Raw genomic sequence first — 20,088 nt, forward strand, 5'->3', positions numbered from 1 at the left:
CATGTCCTCGATCACCAAAACGACCATGACATCCACTGCCGCAAAAGGCGTTCCGGGCGCTTCGGGGGCTGCGGGCGCAGGGCGCCACTACAGCTTCCAGCCGCTCAACATCGGCCGCATCCTGATCTGGGGCGCCTTCGCCCTGGCGCTGATCGTCGCGCCGCTGGTGTTCACCAGCAGCCTGGCGCTGACCATGCTCAGCCAGATCGGCTATCTCATCATCATCTGCCTGTCCTACAACATCCTGCTGGGGCAGGGCGGCATGCTGAGCTTCGGCCATGCGGTCTACACGGGGCTGGGCTCGTTCATCGCCATCCATGCGATGAACCGGGCCAGCTCCGGCGACTGGGGCATTCCGCTGGTGCTGATTCCCATCATCGGCGGCCTGGGCGGCATGTTCTTCGCGGCCCTGCTGGGCTATGTGACCACCAAGAAGTCGGGCACCACGTTCGCCATGATCACCATGGGCATCGGCGAGCTGGTGGCGTCCATGGCGCTGATGTTCCCCGAGTTCTTCGGGGGCGAGGGCGGCATCACCACCGACCGCGTCTATGGCAAGCCCTTCTTCGGGCTGACCTTCGGCTCGGGCATGGAGGTGTACTACCTGATCGCCGCCTACTGCTTCATCTGCACGGCCGCCATGTTCGCCTTCACGGGCACGCCGCTGGGGCGCATGCTCAACGCCGTGCGCGACAACCCCGAGCGCGTGGAGTTCGTGGGCTACAACACGCAGCGCGTGCGCTACTTCTCCTTCATCATCGCGGGCTTCTTCGCGGGCGTGGGCGGGGGGCTTGCGGCCATCAACTTCGAGATCATCACGGCCATGGACAGCGTGAGCGTCATGCGCTCGGGCTCGTACCTGCTGTTCACCTTCCTGGGCGGAGCCACCTTCTTCTTCGGACCCATCATCGGTGCCGTGCTGCTGGTGCTGGCCTCGGTGCTGCTGTCGGAGCTGACCAAGGCCTGGCTGCTTTACCTGGGCCTGGTGTTCCTGCTGATGGTGATGTATGCGCCCGGCGGCGTGGCCAGCCTGATCATGATGAACCTGCGCGTTGCGCGCTTCGGCAAGTGGCGCCGGCTGGCCCAGCCCTACCTGGCCATTGCGGCCAGCGCCCTGGTCATGATCGTGGGCGGCGCAGCCATCGTCGAGATGATCTACCACCTGCAGCTCAATGCGGCCCTGGGTCCCCAGGTCTCGTTCATGGGCGTGCAGCTCGATACCAGCTCGGCATCGACCTGGACCGTGGCCGTTGCCATCTTCGTCGTGGGCCTGGGCCTGCTGGAAGTGACCAGGCGCTGGTGCCTGCGGCGCTGGGAGCGCATCCAGGAAGAGATCGAAGAAGCCATCAAGCGAGGGGAGGGCTGAGCCATGTCCAGCATTGCAATCGAACGACCAGGCACCGCCGCCGCGGCGGCCGGCGAGGCCACCTATGCGCTGGAGCTGCGCGACCTGCACAAGCGTTTCGGCAAGGCCGAGATCATCCGCGGCGCCCAACTGGCCGTGAAGCCCGGCGAGCGCGTGGCCATCATCGGCCCCAACGGCGCGGGCAAGAGCACGCTGTTCAACCTGATCAGCGGCCGCTTCGAGCCCACCAGCGGGCAGGTGCTGCTCAACGGCCAGCGCATCGACGGCAAGAAGCCCTATGAAATCAACCGCATGGGGCTGTCTCGCAGCTTTCAGATCACCAACATCTTTCCCAAGCTCAGCGTGTTCGAGAACCTGCGCTGCAGCGTGCTGTGGAGCCTGGGCTACCGCTACAGCTGCTGGCGCTTCCTGTCGAAGCTGCGCGATGCCAACGCCCGCGCCGATGAGCTGATGGAGATGATCGGCCTGCACAGAAAGCGCGACACGCTGGCGGTGAACCTGACCTATGCCGAGCAGCGCGCGCTGGAGATCGGCATCACCATCGGCGGCGGCGCCGGCGTCATCCTGCTTGACGAGCCCACGGCCGGCATGAGCAACAGCGAAACGGCCCATTTCATCCAGCTGATCAAGAAGGTCACCGAAGGCAAGACCCTGCTGACCGTGGAGCACGACATGGGCGTGGTCTTCGGCCTGGCCGACAAGATCGCCGTCGTGGTCTACGGCGAAGTCATCGCCTACGACACGCCGGAGGCCGTGCGTGCCAATCCGCGCGTGCAGGAGGCCTATCTGGGCTCGTCCGTGGCGGATCAACAAGCTGGTGCACATTGAGGGAGCACGGATGCTGAACATCAACAACCTGCATGCCTATTACGGCAAAAGCCATGTGCTGCATGGCGTGGAATTTTCCGTACAGCCCGGCGAGATCGTCGCGCTGCTGGGGCGCAACGGCTCGGGCCGCTCCACCACGGCCAAGGCCATCATGGGCCTGGTGCACTGGGAGGGCTCGCTGGACTGGAAGGGCCAGAGCCTGACCGGCCGCAAGGCCTACGAGATCGCCCACCTGGGCCTGGGCTACGTGCCCGAGAGCCGCGACGTGTTCCCCAACCTCACCGTGCACCAGAACCTGCTGCTGGGCCAAAAATCCAAGCACCGGGGCAAGGGCGGCGGCAGCCGCTGGGGCTTTGACGACATGTACGCCATGTTCCCCCGCCTGAAGGAGCGCCAGCACACCGAGGCCGGCGTGATGTCGGGTGGCGAGCAGCAGATGCTGACCCTGTGCCGCACGCTGATGGGCGACCCCGACCTGATCATCATCGACGAGCCCACCGAGGGCCTGGCACCCAAGATCGTGGAACTGGTGGGCGAGTACCTGCAAAAGATCAAGCAGCGTGGCGTGTCCGTGCTGCTGATCGAGCAAAAGCTCACCATTGCCATGAGCATCTCGGACCGGGCCCTGGTCATGGGCCACGGGCGCATCGTCTTCGACGGCACGCCCGACGGGCTGCGCGCCGATCAGAAAGTACGCAAGGAGTGGCTGGAGGTCTGATGCCACACAAGGCCGGGCATGCTGCCAGGCAGGCGGCCCGGACCACGGCGCTTGTCCCGCCTGGGACAAACCGCAGTGGCGCCGGCCCGCATTTTTTTTACAATCAAAATCGCACGATCGTTCTTTTTCTATCGCATAGGGGACAACAGCATGACTGCTGAATACAAAGTGGACGGTGCCATCGCCGTCATCACCTTGAACAATCCGCCGGTCAACGGCCTGGGCCTTTCCACGCGGCGCGGCATCGTCGAGGGGCTGGACAAGGCCTATTCCGACCCGGCCGTCAAGGCCATCGTCATCACGGGTGCCGGCAAGGCCTTCTCGGGCGGCGCCGATATCAACGAGTTCGGCAAGGAAGAGGCGTATCGCGAGCCGCACCTGGTCTCGCTGATCAACTCCCTGGACCAGGGCAGCAAGCCCGTGGTGGCGGCCATCCACACCGTCTGCATGGGCGGTGGGCTGGAGCTGGCGCTGGGCTGCAACTACCGCGTGGCAGCCCCCGGCACCCTGGTGGCCCTGCCGGAAGTCAAGCTGGGCCTGCTGCCCGGTGCTGGCGGCACGCAGCGCCTGCCGCGCGTGCTGGGCGTGGAGACCGCGCTGAACATGATCGTCAGCGGCGAGCCCGTCAAGAGCGAGCTGCTGGCCTCCATCCCCGGCCAGAAGCTGTTCGACAAGATGGCCGCCTCGCCCGAGTCCCTGCTGGACGAGGCCAAGGCCTTCGCGCTGGAAGTGGCAGACAAGCGCCCGCTGCCGCGCGTGCGCGACCTGCCCTGCAAGCATCCCCAGGGCGACGCCTACTTCCAGTTCGCGCGCAACATGGTCAAGGGCATGGCCAAGAACTACCCGGCCCCGGCCCGCTGCGTGGATACGGTGGAGAACGCCGCGCGCAAGAAGTTCGACGAAGGCATGGCCCTGGAGCGCGAAGCCTTCATGCAGCTGATGTGGTCGCCCGAGTCGCGCGCGCTGCGCCACCTGTTCATGGCCGAGCGCGCGGCCTCCAAGATCGCCGACGTGCCCTCGGACACGGCCGTGCGCGACATCAAGACCGTGGGCGTCATCGGTGCCGGCACCATGGGCGGCGGCATCTCCATGAACTTCCTGAACGCGGGCGTTCCCGTGACCATTCTGGAGACCAAGCAGGAAGCGCTGGATCGTGGCGTGGCCACCATCCGCAAGAACTACGAGGCCCAGGTCAAGAAGGGCAAGCTCACCCAGGAAAAGTACGACCAGCGCATGGCCCTGCTGAGCACCACGCTGTCGTATGACGCGCTCAAGAATGCCGACCTCATCATCGAGGCGGTGTTCGAGGAGCTGGGCGTCAAGGAAACCGTGTTCAAGCAGCTGGACGAGGTTGCCAAGCCTGGCGCCATCCTGGCCTCCAACACCTCCACGCTGGACGTGGACAAGATCGCCGCCTTCACCAAGCGCCCGCAGGACGTGGTGGGCATGCACTTCTTCAGCCCCGCCAACGTGATGAAGCTGCTGGAAGTGGTGCGCGGCAAGCACACCGCCAAGGACGTGCTGGCCACCGTGATGAAGCTGGCCAAGAAGATCAAGAAGACCGCCGTGGTCTCGGGCGTGTGCGACGGCTTCATCGGCAACCGCATGATCGAGCAGTACTCGCGCCAGGCCGGTTTCCTGCTGGACGAAGGCGCCACGCCCGCCCAGGTGGACAAGGCCATCGAGAAGTTCGGCTTCGCCATGGGCCCGTTCCGCATGGGTGACCTGGCCGGTAACGACATCGGCTGGGCCATCCGCAAGCGCCGTGCCGTCGAGCGCGCCGACATGAAGTACAGCCGCACGGCCGACAAGCTGTGCGAGCTGGGCCGCTTCGGCCAGAAGACCGGTGCGGGCTGGTACGACTACCAGGCGGGCAAGCGCGATGCCATCCCGTCCGAGCTGGTCAACCAGATGATCGAGTCCCACCGCAAGGAGCTGGGCATCACCCCGCGCAAGATCTCCGACGAGGAAATCGTCCAGCGCCTGGTCTTCGCCCTGGTCAACGAAGGCGCCCACATCCTGGAAGACGGCATCGCCGGCAAGTCGGGCGACATCGACATGGTGTATCTCACCGGCTACGGCTTCCCCATCTGGCGCGGCGGCCCCATGCACTACGCGGGCGAGGTCGGGCTGTTCAACGTGGTCCAGGCCATGAACCGCTTCGCCAAGAACCCCAACGACGACGCCGATTTCTGGCAGCCGGCCCCGTTGCTGGCGAAGCTGGCGGCCGAAGGCAAGCAATTCAGCTGAGACGTGCGGCGCACGAACTCCTTGCGAACCACCGCAAACCCGCCATACAAGGAATATCCATGACATCCGCCGTGATCGTTTCCACCGCCCGCACGCCCCTGGCCAAAAGCTGGAAGGGCTCCTTCAACATGACCCATGGCGCCACGCTGGGCGGCCATGCCGTGCAGCACGCCGTGCAGCGCGCGGGCATCGACCCCGCCGCCGTCGATGACGTCATCATGGGCTGCGCCAACCCCGAAGGCGCCACCGGCATGAACATCGCGCGCCAGATCGCGCTCAAGGCCGGCCTGCCCATCACCGCATCGGGCATGACCATCAACCGCTTCTGCTCCTCGGGCCTGCAGACCATTGCCACCGCATCGCAGCGCATCATCGCGGGCGAGGGCGATGTCTACGTGGCCGGCGGCGTGGAGTCCATCTCCTGCGTGCAGCAGGAAATGAACCTGCACATGATCCAGGACCTGGCCCTGGCCAAGCAAAAGCCCGAGATCTACTGGAGCATGCTGCAGACCGCCGAACAGGTCGCCAAGCGCTACGGCATAGCCCGCGACGCCATGGACGAATACGGCGCCGCCAGCCAGCAAAAGGCCTGCGCGGCCCAGGCCGCCGGCCTGCTGGACGCCGAGATCGCGCCCATCACCGTGACCATGGGCGTGGCCGACAAGGTGCGCGGCCTGATCACCAAGGAAGTGACCTGCAGCAAGGACGAGGGCGTGCGCGAGGGCACGACCAAGGAAGGCATCTCGGGCATCCGCCCCGCGCTGCCCGGCGGCGTGATCTCGGCCGGCAATGCCAGCCAGTTCTCCGACGGCGCAGGCGCCTGCGTGGTGGTCAGCGAGGACTATGCCGCGCGCAACAACCTCAAGCCTCTTGGCCGCTTCCTGGGCTTTGCCGTGGCCGGCTGCGAGCCCGACGAAATGGGCATCGGCCCCGTCTTCGCCGTGCCTAAGGTGCTCAAGAAGCTGGGCCTGACGGTGCAGGACATCGACCTGTGGGAGCTCAATGAAGCCTTTGCCGTGCAGGTGCTGTACTGCCGCGACAAGCTGGGCATTCCCAACGACCGCCTCAATGTCAACGGTGGCGCCATCGCCCTGGGCCATCCCTATGGCGTGTCGGGCCAGCGCCTGACGGGCCACGCCCTGATCGAAGGCAAGCGCCGCGGTGCCAAGCGTGTCTGCGTGACCATGTGCATCGGCGGCGGCATGGGTGCCGCCGGCGTGTTCGAAGTGCTGTAAGTGCAGGTGGCGGCTGCGGCCGCCACCGCCTGTTCCCGTTACTCCTGTTGGCCGCACGCGCTCCCTCTGGCGGCGCCTGCGGCTTCTTTTTTGATTCCGGACATCACCATGCGCCTGCGTTCCACCATCGATTTCCTGCTCTATGAATGGCTGCGCGCCGATGCGCTGGGCGAGCGCGAGCGCTTTGCCGACCATTCGCGCGACACCTTCGATGCCGTGCTCGACACCTGCGAGCGCATCGCCCGCGAGAAATACGCCCCCTTCAACCGCACCGTGGACACGCAGGAGCCGCAGTTCGACGGCGAGAAAGTCATCCTGCCCCGGTGCACCCACGATGCGCGCCAGGCCTATGCCGACTCGGGCATGCTCAGCGCCGCCCAGGACTACGACATCGGCGGCATGCAGCTGCCCTACACCGTGGAGGCAGCAGCCAACAGCTTCTTCGCGGCGGCCTCCATCAGCATCGGCTCCAACATGCTGACCTCGGGCAATGCCAATGCCATCATGGCCCACGGCACGGACATGCAAAAACAGGTCTTCGCCACCAATGAATTCAATGGCCGCTGGGCCGGAACCATGTGCCTGTCCGAACCCCAGGCCGGCTCCTCGCTGAGCGACATTGCCACCCGTGCCGAGCCTGATGGTGCCGACTTCGAGAGCGACGCCCTGGGTCCGCGCTACCGCCTCAAGGGCAACAAGATGTGGATCAGCGCGGGCGACCATGAGCTGACCGAGAACATCGTCCATCTGGTGCTGGCCAAGATCCCCGGCCCCGATGGCAAGCCCGTGCCCGGCGTGCGGGGCATCTCGCTGTTCATCGTGCCCAAGAAGCTCGTGGATACCGAAGGACAACTCACCGGCGAGCGCAACGACGTGGCCCTGGCCGGCCTCAACCACAAGCTGGGCTGGCGCGGCACCACCAACACGCTGCTGAACTTCGGGGAAGGCCGCTTTCCCGTGCGTGGCGGTGCCGGGGCCGTGGGCTACCTGGTCGGCAAGCCCGGCGAGGGCCTCAAATGCATGTTCCACATGATGAACGAGGCCCGCATCTCCATCGGCATGGCTGCCACCATGCTGGGCCTGGCCGGCTACCACGCCAGCCTGGAGTACGCGCAGAGCCGCCCGCAGGGCCGGCCGATCAAGGGGGCGCCGGGTGCAGCCGGCAAGGATGCCACGCGCCCCCAGTCGCGCATCATCGAGCACGCCGACGTCAAGCGCATGCTGCTGGCGCAGAAGTCCTATTGCGAAGGCGCGCTGGCGCTGAACCTGTTCTGCGCGCGCCTGGTCGATGAGCAGCACACCGGCACGCCCGAATCCGTGGCCGAGGCCCGGCTGCTGCTGGAAGTGCTGACCCCCATCTCCAAAAGCTGGCCCAGCGAGTTCTGCCTGGAGGCCAACTCCCTGGCCATCCAGATCCACGGCGGCTACGGCTACACGCGCGACTTCCCCGTGGAGCAATACTGGCGCGACAACCGCCTGAACATGATCCATGAGGGCACGCACGGCATACAGGCCATGGACCTGCTGGGCCGCAAGGTGCTCATGGAGGGCGGCAAGGGCCTGCAACTGCTGGCCACGCGCATCAACGACACCATCGGGCGCGCCATGGCCCGGCCCGAGCTGGCCGGCCATGCCAATGAACTGGCCAAGGCCCTGCAGGAAGTCGGCGCCGCCACCAAGGCCGCATGGGCCACCGACGACCCGCAACAGGCCCTGGCCAATGCCGTGCCCTACATGCAGGCCTTCGGCCACACGGTACTGGCCTGGACCTGGCTGGACGTGTCCCTGGCCGTGCTGGACAAAGACCCGGGCCTGACCGCTCCCGCCAACGCTGGCCGCATGGCCGCCATGCGCTACTTCTTTGGCTACGAACTGCCGAAGATCGGCGCCTGGCTCAAGGTCGTGCGTGAGCGCGACATGACTTGCGCGCAGATGAGTGAAGAGGCGTTCTGAGGAACGCCGGCAGAACAGCTGCCGGAGGATGCAAAAGGCGCAGGCTTGGCGGCCTGCGCCTTTTGCTTGTCAAAGATCCAGCGCCAGGTACCGTGTCCCCGGCACAGGGTTGAAGCTCACCGGTTCCGCATCCACAAAACCCAGGTTTTCATACAGCCGCTGCGCAGCCTGGAACTCGGGCAGCACGTCCAGGCAGATGCGGCTGTAGCCTGCGTGGCGCGCAGCGTCCAGGATGCCTTCCACCAGGCGGCGACCCAGGTTCTCGCCGCGTACCGTGGGGCGCACGTAGACGCGCTTCATTTCGCCTGTCTGCGCATCCACTTGGCGCAGGGCGGCGCAGCCCACGGGCTGGCCGTCTTTCCAGGCCAGCAGCACGCAGCCCTGGGGTGCGGCGTACTTGCCGGGCAGGGCGGCGAACTCGGTCTCGAAGTCCTGGAAGTCCAGGCTCACGGTGGGACTGGCCACGTATTCCCGGAAGATGCGGACCACGGCGTCGAGGTCTTCGGGAAAGCGGGCGGGGCGTATATCGGTCATGGGTGGCAAGGGGTCAAGCCCTGTTCAAGGGCGCTGCTCAGTTGGAATGAAAGCGCACAAGGATAGGGCAAGACGCCCGGGCCACCGCCGATCCGCTACAGCATGAGCACCACGCCCAAGCACAGGGCATCGTCGTGGGCCAGGCGGGCAACGGGACAGCCCGCAAGTCACTCCTTCGGGGGCGCCTGTTCAGGGCGTTCGCACCTGCCGGTTTGCCTGGAGATCTGTGCTCCAGCTGTCAGGCATTTGTCCTTCTCGGCATGATTCAGGATCAGCGGCGCCAGCCACGCTGCCAGCAAGGCAAGCGCCAAGGGCAGCACGCCAAGCACCCACAGCATCCACTTCGCCTCACGCCGGAAATGCCCGGAGATTCCTGCGGTGGGCGATGCGGGATCTTTCATGGCGATGGCTCCGCTCAACTGCACAAACGCAGATTGGTGCGCGCTGCCTTGAGCATGGGCAGCACCACATCGGCATCGGTGGGCGGATAGGCCTCGCGCAGTTCCTGATCCGTCCTGCCGGCTTCCTCGGCAAGCGGCGCCAGGGTCTGGCGGCAGGCGGCTGCATCGCCCGAGCGAAGCTGCGCCAGCGCCAGGTCGTTGCGCAGCCAGCCTTTGGCGACGCCGGTCAGCACCTCATCGCAGTCCTGCAGCACCGGCGCCAGCGTGGTCAGCGCCAGGCGGTAGTCCTTGGCGTCGTACGCGCGCTTGAAGTTTCTGCGCGATGCGGCAATGGCCTTGTCCGTGCAGCCGGGTGTGGGCCGAAGGTAATCGCCACCGAACCAGGCCCGCATGCCGCAGAAGTCCCGGCATGCATCGGCGGTGGCCGTGTCGATGCCGACACGCTGACCGGCAGGCGTGAAGTCCACGGCGCAGGCCGAATTCGCCATCCTGGCCCGGCCGTTGGTGATGGTGCCTTCCAATTCGCAGGTATGACCATTGGCGCCCACGGTCTGGATGTGGAACTTGCCGCCAGCCTGCACCACCAGATCGCCGCCCCCGCCTTTGCGGACATAGGTGCCTGGCGCTGGTGTGGTTTGCTGTGCACTGGCTATGCCGATGTGGCAGGCAAGAACCAAGGACGGCAGGCGAAGCAGGTGGACGGCGAGTTTCATGGGTAGGGGCTTGGGAATTGCGGTGTAGATGGTCGGCGCCGGAATTGCAGCGAGTGTATCGATGAAGGCCAATGGTCTTGGCAACGCCGTTTGTCTGGTGACCGTTTGGTGCGGCGCACAGTTACATTGCTCCTCCATAAAGCCTTGGCCATTCATGGAAACCACAAAGCACATCAATCCAGACCACTATCTGGAAACCGAACAAGGTCGCCTGTTCACCCCGGAACGCAGTGCTGCCGCATGGGAGTTGGCGTACCGGGACTTGGACAAAGCACTGTCTGCCAGCTCGCCCGCGACCAAGCTCTATGTGGTGGTCGGGGTGCAAGCTGCAGGCAAGAGCAGCTGGATTCAACGGAACGCCGTAGCGTTGGGCGGTGATGCGGTGTTCTTTGATGCAGCCCTTCCGAAGGCGGTGCATCGTGAGCGTTCCATTCAGATCGCCAGATCACATGGGGTGCCGGTAGTCTGTATTTGGCTCAAAGCCGATTTGCAGACCGCCTTGCGGAGGAATACGCAGCGGCGAGCCGATCACCAAGTGCCGGAGCAGGCCATTCGCAGCGTGTTTGCCATGTTCGAGCCGCCGAGTGAGCAGGAAGGGTTCGCGGTAGTCCATATCGATGACACCGAGCCGGCCCCCGGGAGCTCCATCCAGCCCATGGGGCCGCGCCAGTTCCCGTCCCTTCAGGATCTCGACCAGCAGGTGATTGTGGGCTGGCGAGCTTGCGAGATGGCGTTGGCCGAAGGCGGCCGCTGGGATATGGATGAATCAGGTCGGCAGCACTGGGTACCTGGCGAAGCAGTCTGGAGCCATCCGCAGGTGCCCTATCTCCAGTTCATCGAGATTTGGATCCAACTGGTGGACGGACGTGTCTGGTCAATGCTTTCCCGTATCGACGATGGCAGCGGTTTTCACGGCCTGTACCTTGTGACTCCAGAGGCGTCTGAGTCGGGTCCCGGCGTGCCTGCATCCATTGGTTACCGTGACCGACTGCTGGCTGAGTTGCCCTTGGGTCTTGTGCGGATAAAAGACATGCGCCGGGATGCAGATGGCTTTGTCGTGGAGATGTGCATGCACATCGGCCAGAAAGTGGTTCGGTTCCTGTCAGGGGAGGTCTATGAGCGGGGGCAGGGCCTGTTTGAAGTCATAGAGCTTGATGAATCGATACTCGTTCAGATAGAAAGCTAGATGCAGCCAAGCATTGGGCAGCAATCGCTGATGTGTCTTTGCCGTCGGTATGCCCTGATGTGGAAAGCGCGCAGTGACAGGCTCCTCACAACGCCAGATGCAAAGCCTCCCCCGTCCCCTGCGCAGGCACCGCACAGCAGATCAGGGCCTCGCCCGCCGGCACGGCGAAGGAGGGTGGGGATGCATAGGTCACGCCGCCTTCCAGCACGCGAGCGCGGCAGTCGCCGCAGCTGCCGCCCCGGCAGCCGAAGGCGGGCTCCAGCCCCCGGGCCTCGGCCACTTCGAGCAGGCTGCCGTCGCCGGGCTTCCAGCGCGCTTCCTTGGCCGAGTCGGCAAAGAGGATGCGGACAGGCTGTGTGGCGGGTGCAGGCAGTTCGGCGGCGGGGGCCGCACCGGCCATGGAGCGCTTCAGGGCCGAGGGACCGAAGGCTTCTGCGTGGATGCGCTCGTCGGGCACATTGCGTTCGCGCAGGCCGTCATAGGTGGCCTGCATGAAGGCGTCCGGGCCGCAGAGGTAGAAGTCGTAGTCGTCCCAGGGCAGGGTGGCTTTCAGCAGGGCCATGTCGATGTGGCCCTCATGGTCGTAGTCGCGGCCGGCCATCGCCGCGCGAGGCTGGCTGAGCGTGCGGATCCAGTGCAGATCGCCATTGCCTGCCTTCAGCAGTTCTGCGATTTCCGCGTCAAAGGCCCGTTCGCTGCGCGTGCGAGCCGCCTGGAACAGCCAGGTGGGCCGCAGGCTGCGGGTGCGCAGGCCTTCGTGGACGATGTGGCGCAGCATGGCCAGCAAGGGCGTGATGCCTATGCCTGCGGCCAGCAGCACGGCGGGGCGGCGCAGGGCGGCATCGACGGTGAAGCTGCCGGCGGGCGGGCGGGCCTCGACCAGATCGCCGGGCTTCAGGCCATGCAGGTGGCTGGATGCGCGGCCTTGCCTCTTGACGCTGATGCGCAAGCGCCCGTCCGAAGGCGCCAGCGACAGCGTATAAATGCGCTGCAGATGGCTGCCGTCCGCCAGCGTGAGGCGCAGCGGCAGGTGCTGGCCGGCCAGGGGTGGCACCGTGGCCATGCCATCGGCAGGCTCCAGGTAGAGCGAGCGGATGGTGGAACTCTCGTCCACGGCCTGCGCCACCCGGAACGGCCGCCACTGCTGCCCCAGCCGGGCGGCGGCCAGGCGCTGGCCGGCATCGGCCCAGCTTCCGGTCATCTGCAGGTGGGGCGACCAGCCGTCGGCCGCCATGCTCCAGCGCAGCGGCAGGGCGTCGGGCCGGCGCACGATGCGGCGGGGCTTGAAGGTCCACAGCCGCTCGGCGCCCTCGAAGGCCGCGATCTCCGGGGAGTCGAGGATGACGCTGGCCTCGCCTGTCATTTGCAGCATCTCCCCGGTTCCGGAGTCGATGAACAGCAGGCCCGCCTTGGGATTGACCAGGAAGTTGCCCAGGGTCATGAAGAACAGGTTGCCCGAGAAGTCGGGGATGGTCAGCGTTCCATCGGCGTCGATCCGCACAAAGCCCGGCTTGCCGCCACGGTGGGAGACATCGACCTGGCGCAGGCCATCCTCCCCATCAACGTAGGACGCCACGTAGAACGTATCCGCCTGCGTAATCAGGGCCTGTGCGCGCGGGTCCAGCGATGCCAGTTCGACCGCCGGCACCTGCGTAGGCTCCCCGGCAGGCCGGACAAACCGGACGCTGCGGTTCTGGATATAGCGCGGGCAGTTGCCGAAGCTCTGGACCACGCCGATGTCGAAGGCGCCCGCCCCATCGGCGCCTGCCCTGCGCCGCACCGAGCCGTTGAGCCGGTTGCGCCGGCGCGTCAGGGGGTCCATGCCCAGCAGGCCCACGGCATGGCCGTCGGCCAGGCCCGGCTCGGCCGGGTCGGCCGCATCGCGGCCTGCCGCCACACGCAGGGTCGATGGATCGGGAGAGCGCAGGAAGCCCGGCTCGCCGGCCCGTACCGTGGCCCAGGCGTCGCCTTGCGCATCCACGCTGCCCAGCACCACGAAATGCAGCAGTGGATAGAACTCGCGGTGCTGGTCCAGCAGAAAGGGGCGCAGGAACTTGCGGCCCGGCATGTCCATGCGGCCCACGACGCCAACGCTTTGCTGGATGGCCAGTTCGCCCGCATGCCAGGGCGATGCGGGGTTTTGCAGGGGTTGCGGGTGCATGGTGCGCTCCTTTGCCGGGGTTTCAGGGGAGGTGTGGCTCAGGCACTCAGGCCCGCAGGCCGGCCGGTGTCCGGGCAAAGGCCACAAAGCCGGGCAGCGCCTCGATGCGGCCCAGCCAGGCGCGCACTTCGCGGTAGGGTTGCAGGTCCACATTGCCCTCGGGCGCGCTGGCGATGTAGCTGTACAGGGCCACGTCGGCAATCGTTGGCGTGGCGCCGGTGAGGAAGGGGCGGGTGGCCAGTTGCGCCTCGATCTTGCCGAGGATGGCGTGGGCGCGGGCTATCACTTCCTCGGCCTGGAAGGGCGCCTTGAACACCGTGACCAGCCGGGCCGCCGCCGGGCCGAAGGCAATGGGGCCTGCGGCGATGCTCAGCCATTTCTGGATCTCGGCCTCGGCCTGTGCGCCCAGGGGCATCCAGTCCTGGCGGTCCAGCTTGCGCGCCAGGTAGACCAGGATGGCGTTGGAGTCGGCAATCACCGTGCCATCGTCGTCCAGCACCGGCACCTGGCCCAGCGGGTTCAGCGCCAGGAATTCGGGCTTCTTCTGCGCGCCGTTGGCCAGGTCCACATGGACCAGCTCATGCTCCACGCCCAGCAGGCCGAGGAAGAGGCGGGCGCGGTGGGCGTGGCCGGACAGGGGAAAGTGGTAGAGCTTCATTGCGGTTCCTTGGGGTTGGTGAAGGCGCCGGTTTTCGGCGCCACGGAACGTATCCTCCTTCCCTGCCCGCATCTTTAGAATCCCCGGCGATGGCAAGTCACTCTTGCGGGAATGCGAACAAAGCGCCGGCGCAAACCTGGGCAAACCTGGGCAGTCCTGCGCGGGCCGCCCGCAGCCGGGCAGACATACGACACAGACAAGGCAGGCACAGATGGATCGCTTCCAGTCCATGACGGCATTTCTCGCAGTGGTGGACACGGGCGGCTTCGCCTCGGCCGCACGTCGGCTCAAGGTCTCGCCCTCGGTGGTGACGCGGGCCGTCTCCGACCTGGAGGAGCGCCTGGGCGTGCGCCTGCTCACGCGCACCACGCGCTTCGTGCGCGTGACCGAGGCCGGCACGGCCTATGCCGACAGCTGCCGCCGCATCCTGGCCGAGCTGGAAGAGGCCGACGAGCATGCCGCCAGCGCCCATGCCGCACCACGCGGCCGGCTCACGCTCACGGCGCCGGTCAACTTCGGGCGCATGCACGTGCTGCCTGTGGTGCACGACTACCTGGGCCGGTTTGCCGAGGTGGACGTCAACTGCTGGTTTGTGGACCGCGTGGTCAGCCTGGTGGACGAGGGCGTGGACGTGGCCGTGCGCATAGGCGAGCTGCCCGACTCCTCGCTGCAGGCGATCCGCGTGGGCAGCGTGCGGCAGGTGCTGTGCGCCTCGCCCGCATACCTGGCCAGCCACGGCGTGCCCCAGCGGCCCGAGGAGCTAGCGCAGCACACCACCATCACCGCATCCGGCCTCACCTCCACGCCCGAATGGCGGTTTCTCGAAGGCGACAAGGCCCTGGCCGTGCGCCTGCAGCCGCGCCTCATGTCCATGACCAACGAGGCTGCGGCGGACTGCGCCCTGGCCGGGCAAGGCATCACGCGCCTGCCGCTCTACCAGATCGCCAAACCCGTGCAGGACGGCGCACTGCGCCTGGTGCTGGAGCCCTTCGAGCGGCCACCGCTACCGATTCATGTGGTGCACAGGGAAGGGCGCCATGCCGCGCATCGCGTGCGGGCCTTCATCGACATGGCGGTGGATGCGCTGCGGGAGGCCGCGTCGAGGTGGTAGCGGGCCCGGGCCGGGTTTTCCTCGGCATACTGCCGGCAAGTCCGCCTATTGAAGTCACTGCATAATCCGGACGGCTAGTCATCTTTCTACAGGCAGGCACTTTCATTCAATGACCATTGATGAATGGGCGTTAAGAGTCGGTGCAATTTCTCGATGGATCCATGAAATCCCTTGTTGCTTTTGTTTTAGTGGCGGGCAGCGCATGCCTTGTTCGTGCTGAACCGGTTTTGGACTGGAATGTTCTTGGATTCGATGCCCAGGGTAATCCCACCAAGAGTTCTCGTCACTCATCTCACAGCAGTGCTCAGAGAAAACTGAACCTGCTATGCGGCGCTGAAGCGGCAAACGGGTCTCCTTTGCCTGAGACCGTAAGCGTGCGCATTGAAGTGAGGCCCTTCTCCAGCGGTGGTCCGCAGGGAAAGCGCATCTTCCGCAGCGCTGAAATCACCTGCAATGAAGTCCGGCGCGAAAAAGATGCCTTGTCCAAATATATTCCGGTTCCCAGGGCGAGAAAGGCCGAGACCCTGCACGTTCCCAGTGTCTGGGACTGATTAATGCTCGTGCCCGTAGCTTTCTCCACCTGATGCGATGAAATCGCTCGGTCTTCTATGCCGCTACCCTCAAAACTGCGCCGTCACCCCCAAATACAAGCGCCGTCCATCCAGCGTCTTGCCGTAGTCGGCGAGGTTCACGGTCTTGTCCAGCAGGTTGTACAGGCCTGTGAACAGCTGGATGTTGGGCGTTGCCTGGTAGCTGGCGCCTATGTCCACCAGGGTGTAGGCGGGTAGCTGGGCCGTGCCGCCGTCTATGCTCCTGCTCTTGTAACGGGCCTTGCCCCAGAGCTTGATCTGGCCCGTGATGTTCCAGTCCGCGCCCAGATTGAGCATGTGGCGGGGCAGGTTGTTGAGGGGCCTGCCGGCGTCCGGTCCGCTGGCCACGTCGCTGGAGGTGAAGGTGTACGAGGTGTTGAACCGACCCCGGCCCAGCGGCAGGGCGATGGGCATGCCGTAGGCCAGCTCCAGTCCCTTGATAGTGGCCGAGCTGACGTTGACGTACTGGTTGATGCGCGAGCGCACTTCGCCGTTGTATTCGCAGGCGGGGGCGGAGGTGGGGCTGGTGCAGATGGTCTGCGTGCTGATCTTGTCCTTGAAGTCGGTTTGGTAGGCGGTGATGCTGGCGTTCACGTCCTGCGCGGGCGTCCAGTTCAGGCCGATTTCGTAGTTGGTGCTTTTCTCGGGCTTGAGGTTTTTGTTGCCCATGTCCCAGGCCGCGCCACGCGCAGCGATTTCCACGATGTTGTCGTCGGCCTGCTTGAGGGTGGGTGCCTTGTAGCCGCCGCTGATGCCGCCCTTGAGGGTCAGTGCACTGCTCAGGCGGTAGATGCCGTACAGGCGCGGAATCCATTCGCTGCCGTAGTGCTGGTTGCGGTCGTAGCGTATGCCGCCCACGACGGAGAAGCGGTCGGTCAGGAAGTATTCGTCCTCGGCAAACAGGGCCATCTGCCAGCGTTCGAGGTTGATGTTGCGCGATCCCGGAAAGCGGCTGCCGTCATGCGCAGTCTCTTCGTTCTTGTACTCGGCACCGAACGAGACCATGTGCCGGTCCAGCGGCACGACGGTCTTGGACTGCAGGTAGGTGGCCCGGTATTCGGACTGGTAGGCGCCATTGGTTATCTGCACGTTCTCCCGCGTGATGAAGGAGCTGGTGCGGATGCGCGAGCCCCATTCGATGTCATGCGTCAGCGCGTAGTAGTTGCGTTCGTTCTGCACCGAGCCTGCGGCGCCCGTGCGGGCCGTGCGCTCGTTGTCCCCGGTGCCGCGCGTGGCCTGCAGGCCCAGGGTCTGGTTGCCGGTGAGTTTCCAGGCCAGCTTGGCGGTGATGTCGCGGTTCTCGCGGGCGGCGTAGCCGCCGGTGAACCGGTCCTCATGGCGCTTGAAGCGCGAGCCGTACAGCGTCAGGCCCAGCCGGTCCTGTACCAGCGGGCCGCTGAGGTAGAAGCGCTGCTGGCCCTCGCTGCCGGCCTGTGGGTTTTCCTGCATCGTTCCGTCCATGGTGACGCTGCCGGTCCATTGCGTGGACACCTTCTTGGTGATGATGTTGATCACCCCGCCCAGCGCGCTGGATCCGTACAGCGACGACATGGGGCCGCGAATGACCTCGATGCGTTCGATGGCCGACATGGGTGGCAGCCAACTTGTCTGCTGCGCGCCGCCGAAGCCGTTGTAGTAGGCCTGGGAGGAGCTGCCCAGGGGCTTGCCGTCCACCAGGAACAGGGTGTAGTCCTCGCCCAGGCCGCGGATATAGATCTGCGTGGATTCGATCTTGCCGCCCGCACCGCCCTCGATGGTGACGCCTGGAATGTCGAGCAGGGCATCGGTCACGTCGCGGTAGCGCTTGCCTTCCAGCTCCTTGGCTGTCACCACGGTGATGGAGGCAGGCGCGTCGGCCAGCGATTGCTCGAAGCCTGTGGCGGTCACCACCACTTCGGACAGCTTGCCTTCGCCGGCCGCCTGCTGTGCATGGGCCAGCAGCACGGTGCTGCCGGTCAGCAGACAGGCTAGGCCTTTGCCGATGAGGGTGAGCGGGTGGGCAGGGGGGCAGGCCCTGGCCGGCTGCAGGAAAGAGTCGATCACTGGTTGGCTCCGGTCGCTATTGAAAATGGGGTTGTCCGTACACGACGGCACGCGCCGCCGGGCAGGCGGTGCGGGTGATGGGGTGGGGTGGGGCGCCCTCGCCCGGGCAACGGCCAGGCGGGGGCTGCGCTGCAGGCGGCTGGCTAAGCCGGCTCAGGGCTTGCGGGGGGCGCAGGTTCTGGATCTTGCGGCGTCATGGCGCTGGCCTTGCAGCTTTCAAATTTAAAATACGTCTGATTCGTATTTGTATCCGACATTCCTGATCAACGTCTGACCGATGAAGCTGCTCGTTGTTGAAGACCACCAAGATTTGCGAGCGCTGTTGCAGGCCCATCTGGAGCGCATGGGGTTCGCGGTGGATGTGGCCGCCACCGGACGGCAGGCGCTGGACGCGCTTGCCGTCGCCGACTATGAGGCCCTGATCCTGGACCTGGGGCTGCCCGACATGGATGGCATGCAGGTGCTGGCCCGCTGCGATGACCGCCGCCGCAGAACCCCCTGCATCATCCTCACGGCACGCGACGCGCTGGAAAGCCGCCTGGCCGGGCTCAATTGCGGCGCCGATGACTATGTGCTCAAGCCCTTTGACATCTCCGAGCTGCAAGCGCGCGTACGCGCCGTGCTGCGCCGTGCCCAGGGCGGCCGCGAGCCTCGGCTGAGCCTGGGCAATCTGGCCTTTGAAACCGATTCCCGCCATGCGACCGTGGATGGCAGGCACATCGATCTGCTCCGGCGCGAGGCCATGCTGCTGGAGGAGATGCTGCGCGTGTGGCCCCGCATCGTGGTCAAGGAACGCATGGAAGAGCACCTGTACGCCTCGCGCGAGAGCGTGACCCTGAATGCCGTGGAGGCGCTGATCTCGCGCCTGCGCCGCAAGCTGCGCGACGGCGGCGCCAATGTGCTGATAGATACCGTGCGTGGCGTGGGCTACCGCATGGTCTTGCCCGCTGCCGCGCATGAAGAGCACCAGTCTTGAGCGGCGCGTGCTGTTGGGGCTGGCGCTGGCCTTTGCGGCTGGCGCCGGAGCACTGTCGCTGTCGCTGTACGACACGCGCGACCAGCTGCGCCGCGTGGCGATGGTGATCCAGGCGCGGGAGATCGCCGAAGGCTTCACCATGCAAAGCGATCCGGCCCGCCTGCCCAAAAGCCATGCGGGCGGCGAGCTGTCGTACACGCTGTATTCGCCCGAGGGGAGGGTGCTCTGGTTCTCCGACAACCTCCAATCCCCGCGCCGCCTGCGCCTGCCGCCGGACGATGCGCGGGCGCCGCTGTTGCGGCTGCCCATCTACAGCGGCCAGGTTGTCAACGTGGCCGCACCGCTGGCCGATGGAGCCACCCTGATGGTGGCCAAGCGCGATGTGCTGGAGCGCCAGGCCATTGGCGATCTGCTGCACGCCAAGCTGCTGCAAAGCCTGGTCATGCTGGTGCCTGTAGGCCTGCTGGCGCTGCTGCTCATCTACTGGATGATGCGCTGGACGCTCAGGCCCGTGCAGCAGGCCGCACGTTTTGTGCAGGGTATGAAGCCAGGCCAGGTCCAGCCCATTCCGACCGCCCGGCTGCCGCGCGAACTGCTGCCGCTGGCCGAAGCCGTCAACCGCGCACTGGAGGATCTGGCGCAGTCGCTGGCCAACGAGAAGCGCCTGGTCGCCGACGCGGCGCATGAACTGCGCACGCCCCTGACCGTGCTGGACCTGCGCCTGCAAAAGGCGCGCACGGACCCCAGCCCCGATTGGCAGGCCGTGGACGGCGATGTGCGCTACCTGCGCCGCGTGGCCGAGCAGCTGTTGCTGCTGGCGCGCCAGGAGCAGGACCTGGGCGCTGGCGAGGCTGCTCGCGCCGCAGCGTCCACGCATCTCACGCGGCTGGTGAGGGAGGCCATCGCCGCAATGCTGCCGTTGTTCGAGGCCGGCTCGCGCCGCATGGAGGTGGACCTCATCGATGGCGTGCACTGCCAGGGCGACGCAAGCCTGCTGCACACCGCCATCTCCAATGTGCTCGAGAACGCCTTTCACCATGGCCAGGGAGATGTCTTGGTGGCCATGACGGCGGTTGAAGGTGACGTGATCCGCCTGACGGTGGCCGACCAGGGGCATGGCGTTCCGCCCGACCGCCAGGAAGCCATGTTCACCCGCTTCAGCAAGGCGCGGCCTGGCAGCAGGGGCGCCGGCCTGGGACTGGCCATCACCCGCAAGATATTGCGCAATGCAGGCGGGGACATCCGCTTTCTGGGCAGTCCCCATTGCGAACTGGAACTGTGCTTCAAGAGTGCATCGCATGGGGCTGTTGCGCCAGGGGCCATTGGCAAACAAAACTAGAATGATAGTCATTCTCGTTGTCGATT

Annotated in this window: 17 protein-coding genes; 11 read left to right on the top strand and 6 right to left on the bottom strand. The window is 65.8% G+C overall.

The genetic code is table 11. The features are described from left to right. Position 1: 1 nt before the first annotated feature. From A9976_RS19795 to A9976_RS19820, 6 genes are all read left to right on the top strand, one after another. On the top strand, positions 2 to 1,366 hold the full coding sequence (locus tag A9976_RS19795; protein ID WP_183020418.1) for a branched-chain amino acid ABC transporter permease: 1,365 nt from the start codon (positions 2 to 4) through the stop codon (positions 1,364 to 1,366). Positions 1,367 to 1,369: 3 nt separating this feature from the next. After that, positions 1,370 to 2,194 (top strand): ABC transporter ATP-binding protein, encoded by an 825-nt coding sequence (locus tag A9976_RS19800; RefSeq protein WP_183020419.1) that lies wholly within the window; start codon positions 1,370 to 1,372, stop codon positions 2,192 to 2,194. A gap of 10 nt (positions 2,195 to 2,204) precedes the next feature. Then, positions 2,205 to 2,912, top strand: coding sequence for an ABC transporter ATP-binding protein (locus A9976_RS19805; protein ID WP_183020420.1), 708 nt, complete (start codon positions 2,205 to 2,207; stop codon positions 2,910 to 2,912). Between the two features lie 150 nt (positions 2,913 to 3,062). Continuing rightward, a complete protein-coding gene (locus A9976_RS19810) occupies positions 3,063 to 5,162 on the top strand; it encodes a 3-hydroxyacyl-CoA dehydrogenase NAD-binding domain-containing protein (protein WP_183020421.1) in 2,100 nt (699 codons plus the stop codon). 59 nt (positions 5,163 to 5,221) lie between these two features. Next, on the top strand, positions 5,222 to 6,397 hold the full coding sequence (locus tag A9976_RS19815; protein WP_183020422.1) for an acetyl-CoA C-acyltransferase: 1,176 nt from the start codon (positions 5,222 to 5,224) through the stop codon (positions 6,395 to 6,397). Between the two features lie 108 nt (positions 6,398 to 6,505). Continuing rightward, a complete protein-coding gene (locus A9976_RS19820; RefSeq protein ID WP_183020423.1) occupies positions 6,506 to 8,350 on the top strand; it encodes an acyl-CoA dehydrogenase in 1,845 nt (614 codons plus the stop codon). Between the two features lie 69 nt (positions 8,351 to 8,419). Here A9976_RS19820 and A9976_RS19825 read toward each other — a convergent pair whose 3' ends face one another. The 3 genes from A9976_RS19825 to A9976_RS19835 form a co-directional block, all read right to left on the bottom strand. Continuing rightward, positions 8,420 to 8,884: a GNAT family N-acetyltransferase gene (locus A9976_RS19825; RefSeq protein WP_183020424.1), complete on the bottom strand. Its 465-nt coding sequence runs from the start codon at positions 8,882 to 8,884 to the stop codon at positions 8,420 to 8,422. Between the two features lie 167 nt (positions 8,885 to 9,051). Next, on the bottom strand, positions 9,052 to 9,285 hold the full coding sequence (locus A9976_RS19830; RefSeq protein ID WP_183020425.1) for a hypothetical protein: 234 nt from the start codon (positions 9,283 to 9,285) through the stop codon (positions 9,052 to 9,054). Positions 9,286 to 9,299: 14 nt separating this feature from the next. Then, complete coding sequence (locus A9976_RS19835) at positions 9,300 to 10,154, bottom strand: hypothetical protein (protein ID WP_259649254.1); 855 nt, start codon at positions 10,152 to 10,154, stop codon at positions 9,300 to 9,302. Between A9976_RS19835 and A9976_RS19840 the strand changes: the two genes are divergently transcribed. Then, positions 10,153 to 11,184, top strand: coding sequence for an AAA family ATPase (locus tag A9976_RS19840; protein WP_183020426.1), 1,032 nt, complete (start codon positions 10,153 to 10,155; stop codon positions 11,182 to 11,184). The two genes, A9976_RS19835 and A9976_RS19840, sit on opposite strands and share 2 nt — an antisense overlap. A gap of 85 nt (positions 11,185 to 11,269) precedes the next feature. Here the strand turns inward: A9976_RS19840 and A9976_RS19845 are convergent, their stop codons facing one another. Further along, the gene (locus A9976_RS19845; protein WP_183020427.1) at positions 11,270 to 13,345 is read right to left on the bottom strand and encodes a pyridoxamine 5'-phosphate oxidase family protein; all 2,076 of its coding nucleotides are present in this window, start codon (positions 13,343 to 13,345) and stop codon (positions 11,270 to 11,272) included. A 46-nt stretch (positions 13,346 to 13,391) separates the two neighbouring features. Continuing rightward, the gene (locus A9976_RS19850; protein ID WP_183020428.1) at positions 13,392 to 14,003 is read right to left on the bottom strand and encodes a glutathione S-transferase family protein; all 612 of its coding nucleotides are present in this window, start codon (positions 14,001 to 14,003) and stop codon (positions 13,392 to 13,394) included. A gap of 211 nt (positions 14,004 to 14,214) precedes the next feature. Here A9976_RS19850 and A9976_RS19855 point away from each other — a divergent pair, with 211 nt between their 5' ends. Both A9976_RS19855 and A9976_RS19860 read left to right on the top strand, forming a co-directional pair. Then, a complete protein-coding gene (locus A9976_RS19855) occupies positions 14,215 to 15,114 on the top strand; it encodes a LysR family transcriptional regulator (protein WP_183020429.1) in 900 nt (299 codons plus the stop codon). 161 nt (positions 15,115 to 15,275) lie between these two features. Beyond that, positions 15,276 to 15,665 carry a hypothetical protein gene (locus A9976_RS19860; protein ID WP_183020430.1) on the top strand — a complete coding sequence of 130 codons (390 nt, stop codon included), beginning with the start codon at positions 15,276 to 15,278 and terminating at the stop codon, positions 15,663 to 15,665. A gap of 69 nt (positions 15,666 to 15,734) precedes the next feature. On the opposite strand, the gene A9976_RS19865 is transcribed toward A9976_RS19860, so the two are convergent. Further along, a complete protein-coding gene (locus tag A9976_RS19865; RefSeq protein WP_183020431.1) occupies positions 15,735 to 17,747 on the bottom strand; it encodes a TonB-dependent receptor domain-containing protein in 2,013 nt (670 codons plus the stop codon). 277 nt (positions 17,748 to 18,024) lie between these two features. Between A9976_RS19865 and A9976_RS19870 the strand changes: the two genes are divergently transcribed. Both A9976_RS19870 and A9976_RS19875 read left to right on the top strand, forming a co-directional pair. Continuing rightward, positions 18,025 to 18,723 carry a response regulator transcription factor gene (locus A9976_RS19870; RefSeq protein WP_183020432.1) on the top strand — a complete coding sequence of 233 codons (699 nt, stop codon included), beginning with the start codon at positions 18,025 to 18,027 and terminating at the stop codon, positions 18,721 to 18,723. Beyond that, positions 18,704 to 20,062, top strand: coding sequence for a HAMP domain-containing sensor histidine kinase (locus tag A9976_RS19875; protein WP_183020433.1), 1,359 nt, complete (start codon positions 18,704 to 18,706; stop codon positions 20,060 to 20,062). The genes A9976_RS19870 and A9976_RS19875 overlap by 20 nt, the downstream gene beginning before the upstream one ends. Positions 20,063 to 20,088 lie beyond the last annotated feature (26 nt).

Source organism: Delftia sp. UME58, from assembly GCF_014170385.1.
In the GTDB taxonomy this organism is placed as follows: Bacteria; Pseudomonadota; Gammaproteobacteria; order Burkholderiales; family Burkholderiaceae_C; genus Comamonas; species Comamonas acidovorans.

What these genes read in the sequence shown, in the direction of transcription:
- A9976_RS19795 (WP_183020418.1), top strand. Translation starts at nt 2, where the DNA reads ATGTCCTCGATCACCAAAACGACCATGACATCCACTGCCGCAAAAGGC.
- A9976_RS19800 (WP_183020419.1), top strand. Translation starts at nt 1,370, where the DNA reads ATGTCCAGCATTGCAATCGAACGACCAGGCACCGCCGCCGCGGCGGCC.
- A9976_RS19805 (WP_183020420.1), top strand. Translation starts at nt 2,205, where the DNA reads ATGCTGAACATCAACAACCTGCATGCCTATTACGGCAAAAGCCATGTG.
- A9976_RS19810 (WP_183020421.1), top strand. Translation starts at nt 3,063, where the DNA reads ATGACTGCTGAATACAAAGTGGACGGTGCCATCGCCGTCATCACCTTG.
- A9976_RS19815 (WP_183020422.1), top strand. Translation starts at nt 5,222, where the DNA reads ATGACATCCGCCGTGATCGTTTCCACCGCCCGCACGCCCCTGGCCAAA.
- A9976_RS19820 (WP_183020423.1), top strand. Translation starts at nt 6,506, where the DNA reads ATGCGCCTGCGTTCCACCATCGATTTCCTGCTCTATGAATGGCTGCGC.
- A9976_RS19825 (WP_183020424.1), bottom strand. Translation starts at nt 8,884, where the DNA reads ATGACCGATATACGCCCCGCCCGCTTTCCCGAAGACCTCGACGCCGTG.
- A9976_RS19830 (WP_183020425.1), bottom strand. Translation starts at nt 9,285, where the DNA reads ATGAAAGATCCCGCATCGCCCACCGCAGGAATCTCCGGGCATTTCCGG.
- A9976_RS19840 (WP_183020426.1), top strand. Translation starts at nt 10,153, where the DNA reads ATGGAAACCACAAAGCACATCAATCCAGACCACTATCTGGAAACCGAA.
- A9976_RS19835 (WP_259649254.1), bottom strand. Translation starts at nt 10,154, where the DNA reads ATGAATGGCCAAGGCTTTATGGAGGAGCAATGTAACTGTGCGCCGCAC.
- A9976_RS19845 (WP_183020427.1), bottom strand. Translation starts at nt 13,345, where the DNA reads ATGCACCCGCAACCCCTGCAAAACCCCGCATCGCCCTGGCATGCGGGC.
- A9976_RS19850 (WP_183020428.1), bottom strand. Translation starts at nt 14,003, where the DNA reads ATGAAGCTCTACCACTTTCCCCTGTCCGGCCACGCCCACCGCGCCCGC.
- A9976_RS19855 (WP_183020429.1), top strand. Translation starts at nt 14,215, where the DNA reads ATGGATCGCTTCCAGTCCATGACGGCATTTCTCGCAGTGGTGGACACG.
- A9976_RS19860 (WP_183020430.1), top strand. Translation starts at nt 15,276, where the DNA reads ATGAAATCCCTTGTTGCTTTTGTTTTAGTGGCGGGCAGCGCATGCCTT.
- A9976_RS19870 (WP_183020432.1), top strand. Translation starts at nt 18,025, where the DNA reads ATGAAGCTGCTCGTTGTTGAAGACCACCAAGATTTGCGAGCGCTGTTG.
- A9976_RS19875 (WP_183020433.1), top strand. Translation starts at nt 18,704, where the DNA reads ATGAAGAGCACCAGTCTTGAGCGGCGCGTGCTGTTGGGGCTGGCGCTG.